This window comes from Rhodococcus gordoniae (assembly GCF_001646655.1).
GTDB lineage: Bacteria > Actinomycetota > Actinomycetes > Mycobacteriales > Mycobacteriaceae > Rhodococcus > Rhodococcus gordoniae.
The window spans coordinates 318964-336615 of sequence record NZ_LPZN01000003.1; the positions used below are offsets into that span (position 1 = coordinate 318964).

Consider the following 17652-nt stretch of genomic DNA (forward strand, 5'->3'; position numbering starts at 1 on the left):
GCGACAATGACCGAACACGCACACCAGGCACGGCCCCCACGCAGAGGGCGGGACACCCTCCTGACGATCGGTGCAGTACTCGGCAGCCTGTGCATTCTCGTCGCGGCGGTATCGGCCCTGTTCGGCCTGACGCCGTTGATCTTCCGCTCGGGTTCCATGGCACCCGCGATTCCTTCGGGCTCCCTCGCGATAGCGCACACCGTCCCCGCAGCCGACCTTCGGTCCGGTGACGTGGTGAGTGTGATCAACGATCAAGGCAGTCGCATCACCCATCGGATCGTGGAAGTCCAGTCGTTCGCCGGAAACACGGCCCTCCTCCGGCTGCAAGGAGATGCGAATCCGGAACCCGATCCCCGCAGTTACGGAGTGAGCTCGGCCGAACGGGTGCTCTTCCATGTCGACGGCCTCGGCTACCTTGCCGCCTGGCTCCGGACCGTTCCCGGCCTCGTCGTGCTGGCGATACTCGCCGCCGCCCTCATCCGGATCGCGGTGCGTCCCGACGGATCGCCCCTCCGGAACGCCCAGGCCCCCGTGACTCCTCTGGCAGTCCTCGTCGTCGTGTCTGCGGTCGGCCTCTCACACACGCCGGGGACCGATGCGACCTTCGTCGACAACGCGACCGCGCGAAGCGGAGCGTTCGCCTCGAAGAGCGAGTACGTACCACGAATTGCAGGAACGGTCGGCTGCAACAGCAAACTCATTCTCGACCAACCCGATCCTGTCACGTTGAACTGGACGCATCTGGGGTCGCCGTATCAATACCGGATCATTCTGCGAGATATGGACGGTCGTGTCTGGCGGACCGTCGACATCACCGACATCACCGCCGCGACGGGCGGCACCATCTCGTACGACCTGTACGGCACAGGTCTTCCTCGCCGCAGCCTCATCTGGCAGTACAACGCGGAAATACACACGATGTTGCCGGGAGGCACGGTGTCGGCAGCATGGAGGGGCCGCCTCGTCTCCCAACCCGTGTCCTTGATCAGCCACAACCAGGACCTCAACTGCAGCCCGAGCGGGGAACGTGACGGGACCCCGGCGTATGTGGCACCCCCGGCTTCCGTCGCATGCTCCACGACCGGCACAGGAAGTGCCACCGCAGCGACATTGACGTGGCCCCACGTCGGCACGGGTGTGACTTACCAGGTCACCGTTCGCAATCCGTCGGACGGAAATTTCGCTTACGTCACCACGGTGACCACCACCCCGACGGCCGCGGGGCAACCGGTGACCGCCAGGATCGCCCGGACCAACCTCGACACCGCTCTCATCACCGCGAATACCGCTGACGCCGAGATCCGCTCGATCCAAGGAGATTCGTATTCCACAGGTTTCGTCGCGTACAGGCTCGACACGACGTCGACGACGGGCGTCACCTGCTCGGCACCAGCGACAGGAGCACGCTCACTGCCGCAATCCTCTGCTTCCACCACCACGACGTCGACGACGTCCTCCCCGACCGCAAGTCCGGGGACATCGACCTCCCTCGGTCCGACGACCACCGAGGGGAGTCCCAGCACGTCCGGGTCACCGTCTGCACCGACAGAAACGGAAATTGTCTCCGCGCTCCGCTCACCGTCCGGCCTGTACTCCGCTCGGCTCGTCCGATCCGAGGCCGGAACGTACGCCGTCATCACTGCTGCGACGGGCAGCGAGGAGTACCGCACCGGCGCCTCGGAGGGTGATGTACTGGCCTGGGCCGCCGAGACGGACGAGCTACGCATCACCGGAAGTTCGGGGGAATGGGTGATCAGTAGGGCTTCGGGTTCGTGGGTGAGGAGCGCGGTGGTCGATCCGCTCCCGGCTCCCCCGCCTGCTCCTGCTCCTGAACCTGCACCGACCGGCGAGCCTGCTCCTTCACCGGTCCCCGAGGAGACGCCGCCCGAACCTGCGCCGACCCCGAGCGACGATGCTCCTGTGGGCGAGCCGGCCGACGACGGATCGGAAGGCTGATGCTTCGAAATCAATTCCGCTTCAACGAAACAGGAATTCCTGCCACCACGAGAGTCGCTGCTTCACTGGCCTCCGCGACCCGCGCATTGAGCCGGCCCAGCATGTCGCGGAACAATCGGCCCGAAGAGGTCGCGGGCACCACTCCGCTACCGACCTCGTTGCTCACGGCGACCACCGGCACCGCACATTTCCGCCACGCCGCGATCAACTCGTCCACATCGGAGTGGACAGGGTCGAGGTCGCCACCATCCCAGACACCGTGGATATCGAGCCGTGCCGTCAACCACGTTCCGAGACAATCGATCAGCAGCGGTTCCGTAGCGGTGCACAGCACCTCGGCGACATCGACCGTCTCCACCGTCGACCATGAACCGGGACGTCTTTCCCTGTGCAGTGCAACACGTTCCGCCCACTCCGCGTCACCCTCTCGTGTCCCGCCGGTGGCGACGTAGGTGACGGACGGGCAGGACGCGAGCAACTCCTCGGCGTGCCGCGACTTGCCCGACCGCACTCCCCCGAGAACCAGCGTCCGATGCGGCACGACCGGAGTCCCTTCACCCACGTGGACCACCTCACCATCACGACCGGGACGAGCATCCACCTGCTGCAGACGTTTCCGAAGTATGTCGGCGGGTGGATTGTGGTGGCCCAGATGCACTGCGACCACATCGGTGTCCGGAGTGACGGCACCGGCACCGCGCAGGCCGTCCACCAGGGTGCCGAATTCCGGAAGGCCGAGGTGGCCCTCGGACAGTTCGGAGCGGTCGCCGAAGGTCTCCTCGAGAAACACCGCGTCGAACCGCGCGTCGCGCACGGCCTCGAACCACTCGGTAGGCCACATCCCGGTGTCGCATGCCCACAGCAGCCGCGACCCGCCGGGACCCGACAGGTCGTACAGCACTGCGTCACCGTCACGGAACACCGTGTGCCGCGCGGGGAGAACACGCACCGCGTACTCACCGACGGCAAGCGAATCCCCGGCCTCGACCGGCACGAAGCGCACCGGGTCGTCGGGGCCCACCCACGGTCTGCAGGTGTCGAGGGCGTCGGCGGGGCCGATCACGTCGAGCTCGTCGCCGCCCGCGACCCATGATCGGAACAGCAACGCCTGCGGCCCGAGATGATCGGCGTGCGCGTGTGTCAGGAGAATGTGCCGCACCGTCGCCAGCGACCTGCCGTGCCGCACCGCCGCACCGGGCGCCTCCGGACCGCAGTCGAGCAGCAGCACGTCGTCGACGAGCGCCGCGGTCTGCCCGCGTATCTCGCCGCGACGTGCGGCGTCCGCACAGGATTCACACGTGCAGAACGGATTCGGCCATCCGTCCGCCGCACCGGTCCCCAGGAGTACGACCTCCATCAGCAGTCCTTCGAGGTGTCGCGGAGCGGGAGAACGGCACGACCCGCCGGGCGGTCGAGGATCTCGACGCGGGCGCCGTAGACCTGCGCGATGCGTTCGGCGGTGAGCACGTCGTCGGGCACTCCGTCGGCGACGACGTGCCCGCGATCGAGCAGCACGAGCCGTTCCCCGTACTGGGCGGCGGAGGTCAGGTCGTGCATCGCGGCGATGACGGTGAGGTCGCCCTCGGTGCGCATCGAGTCGACGAGTTCGAGCACCTGCTGTTGGTGCCCGATGTCGAGGGCGCTGGTGGGTTCGTCGAGGAGCAGCACCCGGGGTTGCTGGGCGAGAGCGCGCGCGAGCACGACCCGCTGCAGCTCCCCACCGGACAGTTCGGTCGCGAGTCGCGGTGCGAACGCTTCGAGCTCGAGCCGTTCGACGACCCGGTCCACCACCTCGCGGTCGTGCGCGGTCTCGGATCCGAAGCGCGGGATGTGCGGGGTGCGGCCGAGGTGGATCAGTTCCCTGACGGTGACACCTTCCGGCACCACGGGGCGTTGCGGCATCAGCGCGACCGCGCGTGCCATGTCCCGGCGTCCGGCGCGCCCCGGCACGATGTCGGCGACCTGCAGGTGACCGGTGGCCGGCACGAGCCCGGCGAGGACGTGCAGCAGGGTGGTCTTGCCCGACCCGTTGGGTCCGACCAGCGATACCCAGGAGCCGGCGGTGACGTTCAGGTCGACGCGGTGAAGCACCTCGATGCCGCCGCGTTCGGCGCCGAGCTGCCGGCACGACACCGTCACGGTCCCGGTGGGGAGAACATCGCTCTTCATCGGACACCTCGGCTACGTCTGAGCACGACGAGGAAGAAGGGCGCCCCGATCGCCGCGGTCACGACACCGATCGGCAGTTCGGCGGGCGACATGACGGTACGGGCCAGGACGTCCGCGAGGACGAGGAAGGATGCGCCCACCAGTAGGGACAGCGGCAGCAGGAGTCGGTGGCCGGGTCCGGCGAGCAGCCGTACCGCGTGGGGCACGACGATGCCGACGAAGCCGATGAGACCGCTCGCCGAGACGACGGCCGCAGTTCCGAGCGTCGCGACGCACACGAGCAACAGCCGCACGCGCGCCGGGTCGATCCCGAGGCTCGCGGCTTCGACGTCGCCGACCGCCATGACATCGAGTGTGCGCCGGTGCAGCACGATGATCGCGACGGTGACCACGACGTACGGCAGGACCACGACGACATCGGACCATCCGTCGGTGGACAGGCGGCCGAGCATCCACGAGTACACCTGCCGCAGCGTGTCGTCGTGCAGCTGCATGAAGAACGTCTGGATCGCGTTGGCGAAGGCTGCGACGGCGACCCCGGCGAGGATGATGACGACTTCCGAGCGGCTTCCGCCGACGGTGCGGCCCAGCGAGTAGGTTGCGCCGACGGCGAGCAATCCACCCGCGAACGCTGCGACGGGGACCCCGGCGAACCCGGCCGCGCCGCCCACGACGATGGCGAGGGTTGCGCCGAGACCGGCGCCACTGGACACCCCGAGCAGGTAGGGATCGGCGAGCGGGTTGCGGAAGACACCCTGGTAGGCCGCGCCGGCGATGGCCAGCATCGCACCGACCAGCACGCCGAGCACCACACGCGGCATCCGGATGTTCCACAGAATGGCCTGCTGACGCGTGCTCAGTCCCGAATCGACGTCGACGAACGGCAGGCGGTCGGCGATGTCGAGCAGCACCCCTCCCGGGGTGAGACCGGCCGGTCCGACGAGGATCCCGACCAGCATCGCGGCGAACAGGACGAGCACCGCGCCGGTCAGCACGAGCACGGTGCGCGGCAGTACCCGCGCACCACCGGGTGGCAGGGTGCGGGTACTGCGGCGCGACAGAGAGATCAAGGCGTGGGCTGGGCCGCGGGGATGGCGCCGACGATCCGGGCGATCTCGCGCATCAGGTCCACGACGCGCGGACCCCAGCGACTCGCGATGTCCTCGTCGAGGACGTAGACGTGACCGTCACGGACGGCGCTGAGCTCGTTCCAACCCGCACGCTGTGCGACGACCTCGGGCGTGACGCCGCAGCACTGTCCGTCGGCCAGGAAGATCACGTCGGGGTTCTGTTCGAGGACGTACTCGGCGGACAGCTGCGGGTAACCGTTGCCGCCGGTCGCGATCGAGGTCAGACCCAGCATCGAGTAGATATCGCCGATATAGGTGTCGTCGGTGACGGTGTAGAAGGTGTTGTCGAGCTCGTGGTAGTAGGTCAGCGGGGTCTCACGCTCCGGGAGGCCCGCGAGAATCCCGTCGATGTCCGTCTTCATCTGCGCGACGAGCTCGGCGGCGTCACCGACGTGTCCGGTGGCGGCTCCCAGCTGCTCGATCTGGGCATAGGTGTCGTCCAGCTTCCCGGCGGCGGGAAGGATCAACGTCTCGACACCGGCCTGTTCGAGTCCCGCGACGAGATCGGCGGTGTCGGCGTTGGCGACGACCAGGTCGGGTTCGTAACCGAGGATCGCCTCGACGTTCGGGGTGTAGCCCGACAAGTCGGTGACGGGCGCGTCGGCCGGGTAGTCGGATCGGTCGTCGACCGCGACCACCTGGTCACCGGCACCGATGGCGTAGAGCATCTCGGTGCTGGTGGGGCTCAGGGAGACGATGGCCTGCGGAGCATCGGCGGAAGCGGTGCCGGTGTCACCGGCCGGCGACGAGTCGTCGCTGTTCGAGCACCCCGCGGCGAGGAGAGCGAAGGCGGTCAGTCCGGCGGCGAACAGCCGTCGGGAGTTGTCGAGGGGCACAGCCATCCTCCGTTGTTCGGAGGACGAAAACAGCACGGCTGCAACAGGCGGTTGCGGCACGCCACCGTCCTTCGTCCGAGGACCAGTACGTACGGACCCTCCGCGCCGGCCGACCTGGCTCACCCCGTATCGGGACTCACAGTTGCGGGACAGCGCCGGATTCTCACCGGCTTCACCGAAAACGCAGCGGGTGCCCTACCGGATCGGCAGGACACCCGCAGCGTAGCTCACGGCTTCGCAGGTCAGGACAGCGCCTGCTGGAGATCTTCGAGAAGATCCTCGGGATCCTCGAGGCCGACGGACAGTCGCACCACACCGTCGGACAGGCCGATCGCGGCCCGGCCCTCGGGTCCCATCGCCCGGTGGGTGGTGGTCGCCGGGTGGGTGACGAGCGACTTGGCGTCGCCGAGATTGTTCGAGATGTCGACGATGCGCAGTTTGTTCAGCAGCTCGAAGGCGCGTTTCTTGCCCTCGCCCTCCGGGGCGTCGAGTTCGAACGTGATGATCGTGCCGCCGCCGCTCATCTGCGACTTCGCGAGTTCGTACTGCGGGTGCGATTCGAGATAGGGGTACTTGACCCACCGCACTGCCTCCTGCGATTCGAGGAACTGCGCGATGCGCAGCGTCGAATCGACCGAGGCCCGCAACCGCACCGGCATGGTCTCGAGACCCTTGAGCAGCGTCCACGCGTTGAACGGGCTCAGCGACGGCCCGGTGTGGCGGATGAGCTTCTGCACCGGCCCGTCGATGTAGTCGGCGGGTCCGAGGATCGCACCGCCGAGCACACGGCCCTGGCCGTCGATGTGCTTGGTGCCGGAGTACACGACGACGTCGGCACCGAGATCGAGGCTGCGCTGCAGCAGCGGGGTGGCGAAGACGTTGTCCAGCACCACCTTCGCGCCCGCCGCATGCGCCATCTCGGAGACGCGACGCACGTCGACGAGGGTCTGCATGGGGTTCGAGGGGGTCTCGAAGAAGACCGCGGTGGTGGGCACCGACAGTGCCTTCTCCCACTGGTCGAGATCCTCGCCGTCGACGAACACCGTCTCGACGCCCCAGCGGGGCAGGATCTCGTTGCACACGACGAAGCACGAACCGAAGAGGCTGCGTGCCGCGACGAGGCGGTCGCCCTTGCCGAGCAACGCGGCGAGCGCGGTGAACACCGCGGACATGCCGGACGCGGTGGCGTACGCCCCCTCGGCACCGTCGAGCAGGCGCAGGCGCTCCTCGAACATCTTCACCGTGGGGTTGCCGTAGCGGGAGTAGACGAAATGGTCGACGTCGCCGGTGAAAGCGGCCTCGGCGGCCTCGGCCGACTCGTAGACGAACCCGGAGTTGAGGTAAAGGGCCTCGGAGGTCTCCTCGAAACCGGATCGGAGGGTGCCGCCGCGCACGCCGAGCGTGGCGGGACGAACGGTGTCGGGCAGCGATTTGCTGAACGCGCCGCCCTGGGGGATGGAACTCACGACTGCCTCCACGGCAGGCCCGCGGCCCGCCAGCCCTCGGCACCTCGATGGCCTTCGCCGTCGAGAGCGCCTTCGAATCCTTCGAGAACGTTGTAGGCGGGGGTCAGGCCCGCGGCGGTGGCGGCTTCGGCCGCACCGATCGAGCGCTGACCCGAGCGACACAGGAAGATCACCGGCCCGCCGCCGATACCCGCTGCCCGCAGATCCTCGACGAAGGTCGGATTCGGGGCGCCGTCGGGGTAACGAACCCACTCGACGAACACGGTCCGGCGACCGAGCGACGAGGTTTCGGGGACCCCGACGTATTTCCACTCGGCTTCGGTCCGCACATCGACGAGCACGGCATCCGGATCACCGTGCAGCAGGTCCCATGCCTGCCGCGGCGTTATATCACCTGCGTAGCTCACCCGGACATGTTTTCACAGTTCGCGCTGGGACGTACACGCGGGCATCGCTTCGTATACGCACGGGCACCGATTCAGAATCGGCAGATCCTCCACACGTCGTCGATGCGGACGACCTGCCACGTCTCGGTCTGCGTCTGCCCGTCGAGGCCGGTCCGGACGTCCACGGTGGCCCGATCGCCGTCCACGGAGATGTTCTGCGCGGCCTGCAGCTCGACACGCCCCTCGACGTCCGCGAGCGGCGCATCGTCGGGGGACAGTTCGCTGCACCGCAGCCGGTCGAGGATCGGTCCGTCGTTCTCGTTGTGAGCGGAGACGTAGTCGGTGACGGCGCGGCGCACCATCTCGTCCTCCGTGAGGTCGGCGCCCGGCGGGGAGAACATCTGGGCACCGAAGACGACGAGGACGAGCACCACCAGGACCGCGAGGGCTCCCAGGAAGGGCCCTGTGCTGCTACTGGTGGGACCGTCGGGATCCGGACCGGGATCGGGATCGGGTTCGGGGGCTCCGCGCTTGGCCATGCGCTCGATCCTAGTGGGAACGAGGTCGCCGCCTGTCACGACCACATTTGCCCTGAAAACCCTCTCGAGGTAGGAATTGGGGCATGGCCACCACGCAGCTCGTTCGACGCCTCGCCGTCGACCTGTGTCGTATGGGTGCCCACATGTGTTGTCGCTGAAGCGATTCGTTCGACGGCTCGATTCATCCTCTTTCGCCGTCATCCCCGCGCGACCTGCGCCCGGCCCACTGAGGGCAGCCTTAATTTAAGCTGGATATGTCCGTCCGCACACCGAAGAGGTAGTTGATCCCCTGATGACCGATCAGACTCGTCCCCTTCGCGTCGCGATCGTCGGTGCCGGTCCCGCCGGTATCTACGCCGCCGATGCGCTCATGAAGTCCGACACTGCGCAGGATCCCGGGGTCAGCATCGACCTGTTCGAGCGCATGCCGGCACCGTTCGGTCTGATCCGTTACGGTGTCGCTCCCGATCATCCGCGCATCAAGGGCATCATCACCGCCCTGCACAAAGTGCTCGACAAGCCGCAGATCCGGTTGCTCGGCAACCTCGACTACGGCACCGACTTCACCCTCGACGACCTCCAGCGTTTCTACGATGCGGTGATCTTCTCCACCGGCGCGAACGCGGACCGCGCGCTGAACATCCCCGGCATCGACCTCGACGGCAGCTACGGCGCCGCCGACTTCGTGTCCTGGTACGACGGTCACCCCGACGTGCCGCGCACCTGGCCGCTCGAGGCAGAGAAGGTCGCCGTCCTCGGTGTCGGCAACGTCGCTCTCGACGTCGCCCGCGTGCTCGCCAAGACCGGCGACGAGCTGCTGCCGACGGAGATCCCGCCGAACGTCTACGAGGGCCTGAAGAACAACAAGGCCGTCGAGGTGCACGTCTTCGGTCGCCGTGGCCCGGCACAGGCCAAGTTCACGCCGCTCGAGCTGCGCGAACTCGACCACTCCCCGACCATCGAGGTCATCGTCGACCCCGAGGACATCGACTACGACGAGGCCTCCGAACAGGCCCGCCGCAACTCCAAGCAGGTCGACATGGTCGCCAACACCCTGCAGGACTGGGCGATCCGCGACGTGGGCGACCGCCCGCACAAACTGTTCCTGCACTTCTTCGAGTCCCCGCACGAGATCCTCGGTGAGGACGGCAAGGTCGTCGGGCTGCGCACCGAGCGCACCGAACTCGACGGCACCGGCAACGTCCGCGGCACCGGAAAATTCCGCGATTGGGACGTCCAGGCCGTCTACCGCGCGGTCGGCTACCTGTCGCAGAACATCGCCAAGCTGCCCTTCGACGAGCAGGCCGGCACCGTGCCCAACGAGGCCGGTCGTGTGCTCGCCGACGAGGCGACCGAGGGCCCGGACCGGTTCCTGCCGTACACCTACGTCACCGGTTGGATCAAGCGCGGCCCCGTGGGCCTGATCGGCCACACCAAGGGCGACGCGAACGAGACCGTCGCGAACCTGCTCGAGGATCGTGCCGCCGGTCGTCTGAACGACCCGGAGGATCCGTCCGAGGACGCGATCGTGAAGTTCCTCGAGGACAAGCAGCTGCCGTACACCACCTGGCAGGGCTGGTACCGCCTCGACGCGCACGAGCGCAGCCTCGGTGAGGCCGAGGGTCGCGAGCGGGTCAAGGTCGTCGAGCGCGAGGACATGTTCCGCGCGAGCGAGCCGCACAAGTCGTGATCTGCGCCTGAGCCCGACGACCGAGGAGGGACCCGTCCGTGCGGACGGGTCCCTCCTCGCATTCCGGGCTCAGGTGAACAGGACCGCTCCCAGCCACACCGAGGCCGCGACGAGTCCGCCGAACAACTCGACGAGGATCGACAACGCGACGGCCTTGGTGGCCGCCACGGTCGAGACCCACGCGTCGCGATGAGTGCGGTGCCGCTGCACCTCCGACAGGTACATACCGAGCAGGAAGCCCAGGAACAGGCCGACGACGGGGACGACGAAGAACCCGACGATACCGAGCAGCCCGGCGAGGATCAGCGACCGGTTCGGCACGCCCGCCTGCTGCAGTCGCTTCCCGGGCCAGGTGTACTTCACGATGCCGGTGACCAGCATCGCCGCCGTCGCCACGCCGAGCACGACCCACGCGGTGGTGCCTCCCGTGACGAACGCCCACACTGCGATCGCCCCGAAGATCAGCAGGACGCCGGGCAGGATCGGCAGCACGATCCCGAGCAGGCCGACGAGGATCGCCAGCCCGACGAGCAGTTCGCCCCCGGCACTCACGGCGCCACCGGGTGGGCCGAGCGGGCGGAAGACAGCGGAGTACCGGGACGCGGTGGCAGCATGGTGGGACTATATGTGCCACCGGTCCACGCCCCCCGGGAGGACGCGATGAGCAGTACCAGGCCTCACAGCCCGAAGAGTGCATCGGACGCCGGCTCCGCCGCGATGCGCGGCGACGTCCGGTACTTCACGACCCCCGCTGTCGATCCCGCCGAGACGGTCGAGTGGCAGCGACGCGACGCGCGGATCGTGCACCACGGCACCGGGCGCGTCGTCTTCGAGCAGACGGATGTGGAGTTCCCTGCCTTCTGGTCGCAGAACGCCACCGATATCGTCACGCAGAAGTACTTCCGCGGGCAGCTCGGGCACCCCGATCGTGAACACTCGCTGCGCGACGTGATCGCGCGCATCGTCGACACGATCACCGCCTGGGGGCACACCGACGGCCATCTCGACGACCCGGAGGCGTTCGCCGCCGAACTGACCTGTCTGCTGATCCACCAGCGGGCCTCGTTCAACAGTCCCGTCTGGTTCAACATCGGGGTGCCGAACACTCCGCAGCAGGCCAGTGCGTGTTTCATCCTGTCGGTCGACGACAGTATCGATTCGATCCTCGAGTGGTACCGCCAGGAAGCGGTGATCTTCAAGGGCGGGTCGGGAGCCGGGGTGAACCTCTCCCGGATCCGCTCGTCGGCCGAACCGCTGACCGGCGGTGGAAGCGCATCCGGTCCGGTCAGCTTCATGCGCGGCGCCGACGCGTCGGCCGGCACGATCAAGTCCGGCGGCAAGACCCGGCGGGCCGCCAAGATGGTGATCCTCGACGTCGGCCATCCCGACGTCGAGGAGTTCGTCGACTGCAAGGCGGTCGAGGAACGCAAGGCGCGGGTGCTCGCCGAGGCCGGTTTCGACATGGACCTCGACGGCGCCGACACCCATTCGGTGCAGTACCAGAACGCGAACAATTCGGTGCGCGTGACCGACGAGTTCATGCACGCGGTGGTGGCCGACGCCGAGTGGCCCCTGCGCGCCGTGACGACCGGTGAAACCGTCCGGACGGTGCGCGCGCGAGAGTTGTTGGAACGCATAGCATCCGCCACCTGGGAATGCGCCGACCCCGGCATCCAGTACGACACGACGATCAATGCCTGGCACACCGCCTCCGCGACCGGACGGATCAACGCGTCGAATCCCTGCTCGGAGTACATGCATCTCGACGATTCGGCCTGCAATCTCGCGAGCCTGAATCTGCTCACCTTCCTCCGCGAGGACGGCACCTTCGACGTCGACGGTTTCCGTCACGCCGTGGCGGTGATGCTCACCGCGCAGGAGATCCTCGTCGGCCGCGCCGACTACCCCACCGAGCGCATCGGTGAGACGTCGCGTCGGTTCCGGCAGCTCGGACTCGGTTACGCCAATCTCGGTGCGCTGCTCATGGCTTCGGGCCTGCCCTACGACAGCGAGGGAGGCCGCGCGACCGCGGCGGCGATCACCGCGCTGATGACCGGGCACGCCTACGCCGTCTCGGCCGATCTGGCGCGGCGCCTCGGCCCGTTCGACGGGTTCGACGAGAACCGCGCGCCGATGCTCGACGTGCTGGGCAAGCATCGAGGGGCACTCGACGACATCGACGCCGATCTCGCCCCGGCCGACGTGCTCGAAGCCGCGCGGCAGGCGTGGGATCGCGCGGTGACCGACGGCACCGCCCACGGCGTGCGCAACAGCCAGGTCAGCGTTCTCGCCCCCACCGGCACCATCGGACTCGCGATGGACTGCGACACCACCGGTATCGAACCGGATCTGGCGTTGGTGAAGACCAAGAAACTCGTCGGGGGTGGTAGCCTCACGATCGTCAATCGCAGTGTGCCACGCGCATTGTCGCGTCTGGGTTACGGCCCGTCGGAGGTCGCCGACATCGTCGCGCATCTCGATCTGCATCACGATCTCGCCGGCGCGCCGCACGTTCGCGGCGAGCACGCACCGGTGTTCGCGACCTCCATGGGCGACAACGTCATCTCGCCGCGCGGCCACGTCGCGATGATGGCCGCGGTGCAGCCCTTCCTGTCGGGTGCGATCTCGAAGACGGTGAACCTGCCCGAGTCCGCGACCGTCGACGACATCGCCGACATGTATGTCGACGCGTGGCGGCTGGGCGTGAAGGCCCTCGCGATCTACCGCGACAACTGCAAACTGGGACAACCGTTGTCGACGTCGTCGCGCCCTGCTGTCGCAGAAGCGGCGGCTTCGTCCGCGGCGCCTCGCCGCGAGCGGCTCCCGCGCACCCGCACTTCGCGGACGTTCGAGTTCCGGGTGGCGGACTGCAAGGGCTTCGTCACGATCGGTGAGTACGACGACGGGCGTCCCGGCGAGATGTTCCTGCGCGTGTCCAAACAGGGCTCGACGCTCGCCGGCATCATGGACGCCTTCTCGATGTCGGTCAGTTACGGTCTGCAGTACGGGGTTCCGTTGCGCACCTTCGTCCGGGCCTTCACGAGTACGCGTTTCGAGCCGGCCGGGATCACCGACGATCCGGATCTGCGGATCGCCACGTCGATCCTCGACTACATCTTCCGGCGACTGGCGGTCGACTATCTCGAACCCGACGAGCGCGCCGAACTGGGCATCCTGACCGTCGCCGAGCGTTCGGTGCCCGACACCCCCACGCTCACGCCGTACACGAGCACGCCGCCGGTGCGTGAGCCCGATCCGCCGGCGACCGCACGGCGCAGCACGCATGCGGACTCCCCGGGTGGGTTCGCCGCGCCGTCACCGTCGAATCCGGACGCGCCGTACTGCATGCAGTGCGGGGTGAAGATGCAACGGGCCGGATCGTGCCACGCCTGCCCGTCCTGTGGGAACACCAGCGGCTGCAGCTGAGGTGCTGCGTCCATACTGGCGCGATGGTCCTGGGAGTCGACACCGAACTGACATTGACGGCCGCAGGTGCGGTCTTCCTCCTCGCGCTCGCTCTCGGCGTGTGGAAGTACCGGCAGATGGCGACGTCCGACGACCACCTCGCGCACCCGTACGTCGACATCGCCCACCGATCGGCCCTGATGTACTCCTTCGCGACGCTGCTGGTCGCGGTGTTCGTCGAGCTCAGCGCGTGGCCCACCGCAGTGAACCTCGCCGCGGCCGCGGTGATCGTGGTGTTCTTCGTCGGTGCGATCGCGAGCTATGTCGTGCACGGTGCGCTGCGCGACACCACGAATCAGTTCGCGCATCCGGTGCGCGGGACGGGTCCGGCGATGGCCGCGCTGATCGTCGGTGAGATGGGTGGCTTCGCGGTGCTGTTCGCCGGCTTCCTGTGGGGTGCCTTCGCAAGCTGAGGCCGCGTCAGGTGCGGTGTTCGAGCAACGACAGGACGTTGCCGTGCGGGTCGCGGAACCACGCGACCCGCATACCGTCGGGTGCGGTCCACGCGTCGTGGTCGTCCTGATCCATGCCGTTGTACCGGATGAACTCCACGCCGTGCTCGCGCAGTCGTTCGACGGTGCCGTCCAGATCGGATACCCGCCAGCCCAGCACGGTGTAGCCGGTCTCCTCGCGCGACTGCACGAGGGTCACCCGGACCGGTGCGCCGTCGCCTCCGTCGAGGACGAGCGCGAAGGGGTCGCGGGAGAGCTTCCGGAAGCGCAGGGTGTCGACGTAGAACATCTCCGAGACGTCGAGGTCGGTGCTCGGGACGAAGCTCACGAGTTGGCCGGTGATCGTCATACGTCCACTGTGCTCCGGAGCGCCCGAGTGCGACAGCGGATTCGGCGGATTCACGCCCCCACCTCGGCGATCCGGCGACTAGGCTCTCGATCATGAGTACCTCGGAGATCGCTACGGTCCTGGCCTGGCACGACGCTGTGAACAGCAACGACATCGACACGCTCGTGCAGTTGTCGAGCGACGACATCGTGCTCCCCACCCCCGACGACGATCCCGACCAAGGACTCGACGAACTGCGCGAGTGGGCGACGACGGCAGGGGTCACGCTGCAACCGGGCCGCCTGTTCGTCCACCACGGAATCGTGGTGGTCGAGGAGACGGCGACCTGGGCGTCCGATCCGGGGCCTCGTGAGGAGGCGATCGCCTTCCGGGTGGTCGACGACCAGGTGGTCACCGTCGTCCGCCACGCCGATCTCGGCGAGGCCTTCGAGGCGACCGGACTGAGCGAGGCCGACCTCTACGAGGAGTGAGCCACTCCCGACGACCGGAACCCCAGTGACCGGAACCATATTCTGAACGCTCGCTAAGGTACTCTCCGTTGCGACAGTCCCTACACATCGGAGCGAGGTTCGTCGAGTGTCCGCTGAAGCTGTTGAGAAGAAGGGTCCGCTCGCGGGTGTCCGCGTCGTCGAGTTCAAGGGGCTCGGTCCCGGCCCGCACGCCGCGACCCTGCTCGCCGATCTCGGCGCCGATGTCGTCATCGTGCAGCGCCCCGGTGAGATCCCGCCGGCGGGACAGCGCGACCCGATTCAGCGCAACCGTCGTGTCGTGGAGGCCGACCTCAAGGATCCCGCCGACATCGAGAAGGTCCTGGGTCTGCTCGAGCGCGCCGACGTCCTCATCGAGGGTTTCCGTCCCGGCGTCACCGAACGGCTCGGCCTCGGACCGGATGTGGTCCTCGAGCGCAACCCGCGCATCGTCTACGGCCGCATGACCGGTTGGGGCCAGGAGGGCCCGCTCGCGAACGCGGCCGGCCACGACATCAACTACATCTCGCTCACCGGTGTGCTGCACGCGATCGGCCGTAAGGGCGAGCGTCCGGTGCCGCCGCTGAACATGGTGGGCGACTTCGGCGGCGGTTCGATGTTCCTCGTCTTCGGCATCCTCTCCGCCCTCGTCGAGCGGCAGACCTCCGGCAAGGGCCAGGTCGTCGACGCGGCGATGGTCGACGGTGCCCTCGCGCTCTCGCACATGATGTGGGCGTTCCGCGGCCGCGGTGTGTGGTCGGACGAGCGCGGCGTCAACCTGCTCGACACCGGCGCACCGTTCTACGACGTCTACGAGACCAAGGACGGCAAGTACATGGCCGTCGGCTCCATCGAACCGCAGTTCTACGCACTGCTGCTGCAGGGCCTCGAGCTCGATCCGGCCGACCTGCCGCACCAGCTCGACACCTCCCGCTGGGCGGAGATGAAGAAGATCTTCACCGAGAAGTTCCTGTCGAAGACGCGCGACGAGTGGACCGAGATCTTCCTCGGCACCGATGCCTGCGTCTCCCCGGTCCTCACCTGGGCCGAGGCGGAGAAGAACGAGCATCTCGTCGCCCGCGGATCACTGATCGAGGTCGACGGCACCGTGCAGCACGCACCGGCGCCGCGCTTCTCCCGCACACCCGCCGGCGAGCCGGGGGCACCGGCGGCCGAGGCCACCGACATCGACACCCTCTGGGTCTGATCCGGCAGCCCGGGCCCGCCGACGCTCCGACGATCGTCCTGGCGCACAGGATCAGACGACGAGCCGCGCCTCGTCGGGCGTGCGTCCGGAGGCCACCTGGTCGTAGGCAGCGGCCATGGCCTCGACGGCGTCGTCGAGGACCTCCGCGTCCTGCGTATGCGGCAGGCGTACGAAGTGCTCGAACGCGCCCTGCACGCCGAAACGCGGGCCGGCCGAGAGCAGCACGCCGTGAGACGGTGCGGCCGCCGCCAGCGAGGTCGACACCGGCTCGGGCATCCGCGCCCACAGCGACATCCCGCCCTGGCCCGGTGTGTACTCCCAGTCGGGTAACCGCCGGTCCAGGGCGTCGCACAGCGCACGACGTCGCTCCCGCAAGCCGGCGCGTCGGCGTTCGAGCAGCTCGTCGACATCCGAGAGCAGATGTGCGGCCGCGAGCTGTTCCATCACCGGGGTGCCCAGGTCGACGGCAGTCCGGGCTCCGGCCAGCCGGACGATCGTGTCGCGGTCGGCGCGGATCCACCCCACCCGCAGGCCGCCCCACAGCGACTTCGCCGTCGAGCCCACCGTCACCACCGACGCTCCGGCGGGCATCGCCGCGACCGGCGGCGGCGGCGGGGCGTCGAGCCACAGATCGACCATCGACTCGTCGACGACGAGCGTGGTCCGCGTGTCGCGCATGATGCGGGCCAGTTCGGCACGGCCGTCCTCGTCGAGGCACAGGCCCGTGGGGTTGTGGAAGTCGGGGACGAGGAAGGCGGTGCGGGCGGCGGTCTGCCGGACGGCGCTGGCGATACCGTCGAGATCCCAACCGCCGTGCGGGCCGTTCTCCGGGCGCACCGGAACCGGCACCGGACGGGCACCGTATCGGCGGATCGCTTCGAGCGCATTGGGATAGGTGGGGTGGTCGACGACCACCCGGTCGCCGGGATCGTCGAACACACCGAGCAGCAGGCGCATCGCGTGCTGCGCCCCGGAGGTGACCATGATCTGATCGGGCGAGGTGGGCAGTCCACGCTCGCGGTAGCGACGGGCGATGACCTCGCGCAGCACCGACACCCCGATCGGTTCCATGCCGTGCGAGTCGAGATAGGTCGACATCGACCGCAGCGCCGCCGCATACGCCGCCTCGATCTCCGTTGCCGGCGCGGGTAGCGAGGCATTGCTCAGATCGATCGCCGGACCGACCGGCATCCGGGACCCCGTGTTCTCGGGTCCCCGGCGGGCGGGCACCGCGACGGTGCTGCGGGCACCCTGCCGACTGCGCAGATAACCCTCTTCCCGTAGCGCCGCGTAGGCGGACGCGACGGTGGTGCGGCTCAGCGACAGGGCTGCGGCGAGCTCCCGCTCGCTGGGCAGGGCGACCCCGAGCGGGACACGACCGTCGTGCACGAGCAGGCGGATGCTGTCCGCGAGCGCCCGGTAGGCAGGACGAGGATCGGGGCGAGAGGAGCGACGGGAATGCGACTGCCCCGAATCCTGCCAGTTGCCGAGGTCGCGGACGAGCGAACCGGCTCCGATCGCTCGAGTGATCATCGATCCA

The 17652-nt window shown here is 68.3% G+C and carries 16 protein-coding genes and 1 riboswitch; of the genes, 6 read left to right on the forward strand and 10 right to left on the reverse strand.

The features are described from left to right. Positions 1 to 6: 6 nt before the first annotated feature. The gene (locus tag A8G18_RS03265; RefSeq protein ID WP_064062687.1) at positions 7 to 1956 is read left to right on the forward strand and encodes a signal peptidase I; all 1950 of its coding nucleotides are present in this window, start codon (positions 7 to 9) and stop codon (positions 1954 to 1956) included. A 10-nt stretch (positions 1957 to 1966) separates the two neighbouring features. Here A8G18_RS03265 and cobU read toward each other — a convergent pair whose 3' ends face one another. From cobU to A8G18_RS03300, 7 genes are all read right to left on the reverse strand, one after another. Beyond that, positions 1967 to 3313 (reverse strand): bifunctional adenosylcobinamide kinase/adenosylcobinamide-phosphate guanylyltransferase, encoded by a 1347-nt coding sequence (cobU, locus tag A8G18_RS03270; RefSeq protein ID WP_064062688.1) that lies wholly within the window; start codon positions 3311 to 3313, stop codon positions 1967 to 1969. Next, positions 3313 to 4125, reverse strand: coding sequence for an ABC transporter ATP-binding protein (locus tag A8G18_RS03275; protein ID WP_064062689.1), 813 nt, complete (start codon positions 4123 to 4125; stop codon positions 3313 to 3315). The genes cobU and A8G18_RS03275 overlap by 1 nt, the downstream gene beginning before the upstream one ends. Next, a complete protein-coding gene (locus tag A8G18_RS03280; RefSeq protein WP_242496795.1) occupies positions 4122 to 5084 on the reverse strand; it encodes a FecCD family ABC transporter permease in 963 nt (320 codons plus the stop codon). The genes A8G18_RS03275 and A8G18_RS03280 overlap by 4 nt, the downstream gene beginning before the upstream one ends. A gap of 107 nt (positions 5085 to 5191) precedes the next feature. Continuing rightward, complete coding sequence (locus tag A8G18_RS03285) at positions 5192 to 6097, reverse strand: ABC transporter substrate-binding protein (protein WP_172506058.1); 906 nt, start codon at positions 6095 to 6097, stop codon at positions 5192 to 5194. Between the two features lie 84 nt (positions 6098 to 6181). Beyond that, positions 6182 to 6309, reverse strand: a riboswitch (cobalamin riboswitch). 24 nt (positions 6310 to 6333) lie between these two features. Then, positions 6334 to 7557 carry an O-succinylhomoserine sulfhydrylase gene (locus tag A8G18_RS03290; RefSeq protein WP_026003258.1) on the reverse strand — a complete coding sequence of 408 codons (1224 nt, stop codon included), beginning with the start codon at positions 7555 to 7557 and terminating at the stop codon, positions 6334 to 6336. Next, positions 7554 to 7964: a rhodanese-like domain-containing protein gene (locus tag A8G18_RS03295; protein ID WP_026003257.1), complete on the reverse strand. Its 411-nt coding sequence runs from the start codon at positions 7962 to 7964 to the stop codon at positions 7554 to 7556. The genes A8G18_RS03290 and A8G18_RS03295 overlap by 4 nt, the downstream gene beginning before the upstream one ends. A gap of 71 nt (positions 7965 to 8035) precedes the next feature. Then, positions 8036 to 8482 carry an Rv0361 family membrane protein gene (locus tag A8G18_RS03300; RefSeq protein ID WP_064062691.1) on the reverse strand — a complete coding sequence of 149 codons (447 nt, stop codon included), beginning with the start codon at positions 8480 to 8482 and terminating at the stop codon, positions 8036 to 8038. Positions 8483 to 8774: 292 nt separating this feature from the next. Here A8G18_RS03300 and A8G18_RS03305 point away from each other — a divergent pair, with 292 nt between their 5' ends. Continuing rightward, entirely contained in the window at positions 8775 to 10172 is a 1398-nt protein-coding gene (locus A8G18_RS03305; RefSeq protein WP_016935369.1) for an FAD-dependent oxidoreductase, read from the forward strand. Positions 10173 to 10241: 69 nt separating this feature from the next. On the opposite strand, the gene A8G18_RS03310 is transcribed toward A8G18_RS03305, so the two are convergent. Continuing rightward, the gene (locus A8G18_RS03310) at positions 10242 to 10724 is read right to left on the reverse strand and encodes a DUF456 domain-containing protein (RefSeq protein ID WP_064062692.1); all 483 of its coding nucleotides are present in this window, start codon (positions 10722 to 10724) and stop codon (positions 10242 to 10244) included. A 165-nt stretch (positions 10725 to 10889) separates the two neighbouring features. Between A8G18_RS03310 and A8G18_RS03315 the strand changes: the two genes are divergently transcribed. Together A8G18_RS03315 and A8G18_RS03320 are read left to right on the forward strand one after the other, a co-directional pair. Further along, on the forward strand, positions 10890 to 13598 hold the full coding sequence (locus A8G18_RS03315; protein ID WP_064062693.1) for a vitamin B12-dependent ribonucleotide reductase: 2709 nt from the start codon (positions 10890 to 10892) through the stop codon (positions 13596 to 13598). Positions 13599 to 13621: 23 nt separating this feature from the next. Further along, the gene (locus A8G18_RS03320) at positions 13622 to 14050 is read left to right on the forward strand and encodes a hypothetical protein (RefSeq protein WP_016933753.1); all 429 of its coding nucleotides are present in this window, start codon (positions 13622 to 13624) and stop codon (positions 14048 to 14050) included. A gap of 7 nt (positions 14051 to 14057) precedes the next feature. Here the strand turns inward: A8G18_RS03320 and A8G18_RS03325 are convergent, their stop codons facing one another. Further along, positions 14058 to 14438, reverse strand: a complete 381-nt coding sequence (locus A8G18_RS03325) for a VOC family protein (protein ID WP_026003201.1) — start codon at positions 14436 to 14438, stop codon at positions 14058 to 14060. Between the two features lie 92 nt (positions 14439 to 14530). Here A8G18_RS03325 and A8G18_RS03330 point away from each other — a divergent pair, with 92 nt between their 5' ends. Both A8G18_RS03330 and A8G18_RS03335 read left to right on the forward strand, forming a co-directional pair. After that, a complete protein-coding gene (locus A8G18_RS03330) occupies positions 14531 to 14908 on the forward strand; it encodes a nuclear transport factor 2 family protein (RefSeq protein WP_016933751.1) in 378 nt (125 codons plus the stop codon). Positions 14909 to 15014: 106 nt separating this feature from the next. Next, on the forward strand, positions 15015 to 16112 hold the full coding sequence (locus tag A8G18_RS03335; RefSeq protein WP_064062694.1) for a CaiB/BaiF CoA transferase family protein: 1098 nt from the start codon (positions 15015 to 15017) through the stop codon (positions 16110 to 16112). Between the two features lie 51 nt (positions 16113 to 16163). On the opposite strand, the gene yczR is transcribed toward A8G18_RS03335, so the two are convergent. Further along, positions 16164 to 17645, reverse strand: a complete 1482-nt coding sequence (yczR, locus tag A8G18_RS03340) for a MocR-like transcription factor YczR (protein WP_064062695.1) — start codon at positions 17643 to 17645, stop codon at positions 16164 to 16166. Between the last annotated feature and the right edge of the window lie 7 nt (positions 17646 to 17652).

Coding starts and splice junctions, on each gene's coding strand:
- A8G18_RS03265 (WP_064062687.1), top strand. CDS start 7: ATGACCGAACACGCACACCAGGCACGGCCCCCACGCAGAGGGCGGGAC.
- cobU (WP_064062688.1), bottom strand. CDS start 3,313: ATGGAGGTCGTACTCCTGGGGACCGGTGCGGCGGACGGATGGCCGAAT.
- A8G18_RS03275 (WP_064062689.1), bottom strand. CDS start 4,125: ATGAAGAGCGATGTTCTCCCCACCGGGACCGTGACGGTGTCGTGCCGG.
- A8G18_RS03280 (WP_242496795.1), bottom strand. CDS start 5,084: ATGCTGGTCGGGATCCTCGTCGGACCGGCCGGTCTCACCCCGGGAGGG.
- A8G18_RS03285 (WP_172506058.1), bottom strand. CDS start 6,097: ATGGCTGTGCCCCTCGACAACTCCCGACGGCTGTTCGCCGCCGGACTG.
- A8G18_RS03300 (WP_064062691.1), bottom strand. CDS start 8,482: ATGGCCAAGCGCGGAGCCCCCGAACCCGATCCCGATCCCGGTCCGGAT.
- A8G18_RS03305 (WP_016935369.1), top strand. CDS start 8,775: ATGACCGATCAGACTCGTCCCCTTCGCGTCGCGATCGTCGGTGCCGGT.
- A8G18_RS03315 (WP_064062693.1), top strand. CDS start 10,890: ATGCGCGGCGACGTCCGGTACTTCACGACCCCCGCTGTCGATCCCGCC.
- A8G18_RS03320 (WP_016933753.1), top strand. CDS start 13,622: ATGGTCCTGGGAGTCGACACCGAACTGACATTGACGGCCGCAGGTGCG.
- A8G18_RS03325 (WP_026003201.1), bottom strand. CDS start 14,438: ATGACGATCACCGGCCAACTCGTGAGCTTCGTCCCGAGCACCGACCTC.
- A8G18_RS03330 (WP_016933751.1), top strand. CDS start 14,531: ATGAGTACCTCGGAGATCGCTACGGTCCTGGCCTGGCACGACGCTGTG.
- yczR (WP_064062695.1), bottom strand. CDS start 17,645: ATGATCACTCGAGCGATCGGAGCCGGTTCGCTCGTCCGCGACCTCGGC.